The sequence below is a fragment of the Pseudomonas sp. 2VD genome (assembly GCF_005503585.1).
Lineage (GTDB): Bacteria > Pseudomonadota > Gammaproteobacteria > Pseudomonadales > Pseudomonadaceae > Pseudomonas > Pseudomonas aeruginosa.
This window is the reverse complement of sequence record NZ_SCND01000639.1, coordinates 1-1504: the sequence shown is the minus strand read 5'-3', so window position 1 is coordinate 1504 and position 1504 is coordinate 1. Positions and strand designations below refer to the sequence as shown.

2 protein-coding genes are annotated in these 1504 nt (G+C 67.5%); both read left to right on the top strand.

Going from position 1 to position 1504, the window contains the following annotated elements; genetic code table 11:
- A partial coding sequence (gene pdxA / locus FFS27_RS32685; protein WP_137952552.1) for a 4-hydroxythreonine-4-phosphate dehydrogenase PdxA occupies positions 1 to 870 on the top strand: 870 nt, incomplete at its 5' end.
- Between the two features lie 115 nt (positions 871 to 985).
- On the top strand, positions 986 to 1504 hold a 519-nt coding region (rsmA, locus tag FFS27_RS32680), incomplete at its 3' end, for a 16S rRNA (adenine(1518)-N(6)/adenine(1519)-N(6))-dimethyltransferase RsmA (protein ID WP_137952551.1).

Here is a 1504-nt window from a genome sequence, read left to right as displayed (position 1 = left end):
CTCCTGCAAGAGCGCGCCGGCCAACTGGGCCTGGCGATCGACCTTAAGGACGTTTCCCCGGCCGCCTGGCCAGAGCGACCGGCCAAAGCCGGCCAACTGTACGTATGGGATACGCCGCTGGCCGCCCCGGTCCGCCCCGGGCAATTGGACCGCGCCAACGCCGCCTACGTCCTGGAAACCCTGACCCGCGCCGCTCAGGGCTGCCTCGACGGGCACTTCGCCGGGATGATCACCGCACCGGTGCACAAGGGCGTGATCAACGAAGCCGGCATCCCCTTTTCCGGCCATACCGAATTCCTCGCCGACCTCACCCACACCGCCCAGGTGGTGATGATGCTGGCCACTCGTGGCCTGCGCGTTGCCCTGGCGACCACCCACCTGCCGCTGCGCGAGGTCGCCGACGCCATTAGCGACGAGCGCCTATCCCGGGTCGCGCGCATCCTCCACGCCGACCTGCGCGACAAGTTCGGCATCGCCCATCCGCGCATCCTGGTCTGCGGACTCAACCCGCACGCCGGCGAAGGCGGTCACCTGGGCCGGGAAGAGATCGAGGTGATCGAACCCTGCCTCGAGCGCCTGCGTGGCGAAGGCCTCGACCTGATCGGTCCGCTGCCGGCCGACACCCTGTTCACTCCCAAGCACCTGGAGCATTGCGACGCGGTGCTGGCGATGTACCACGACCAGGGTCTCCCCGTGCTCAAGTACAAGGGCTTCGGTGCCGCCGTGAACGTGACCCTCGGCCTGCCGATCATCCGCACCTCTGTCGACCACGGTACCGCGCTCGACCTGGCCGGAAGCGGCCGCATCGATAGCGGCAGCCTGCAGGTCGCCCTGGAAACCGCCTACCAGATGGCGGCCAGCCGCTGCTGACGGCGGTCGGCCATCGTTTAGCCCTGCCGGCCCGACGCTTCGCTGTTAAAATGGCGCCCTTTCGCATCCGCGCCTCCCGCCTTGGCCTGGGGCCCGCAGCCTGGAACCGTTTCCAATGTCCGAGCTTTACCAACACCGCGCGCGCAAGCGCTTCGGCCAGAACTTCCTGCACGATGCCGGGGTGATTCACCGCATCCTCCGTGCCATCCATGCCCGCGAGGGTCAGCGCCTGCTGGAGATCGGCCCGGGCCAGGGTGCCCTGACCGAGGGACTGCTGGGCAGCGGCGCACGCCTGGACGTGATCGAGCTCGACCAGGACCTGATCCCCCTGTTGAAGCTGAAATTCGGCCTCGAGTCGCGCTTCAGCCTGCACCAGGGCGACGCCCTCAAGTTCGATTTCGCCTCGCTGGTGGAGAGCGGCGAGAAGCTGCGAGTGGTCGGCAACCTGCCCTACAACATCTCCACGCCACTGATCTTCCATCTGCTGGAGCACGCGCCGGTGATCGAGGACATGCACTTCATGCTGCAGAAGGAAGTGGTCGAGCGCCTGGCGGCCACGCCGGGCGGCGGGGACTGGGGCCGGCTCTCGATCATGGTCCAGTATCACTGTCGGGTGGAGCACCTGTTCAACGTC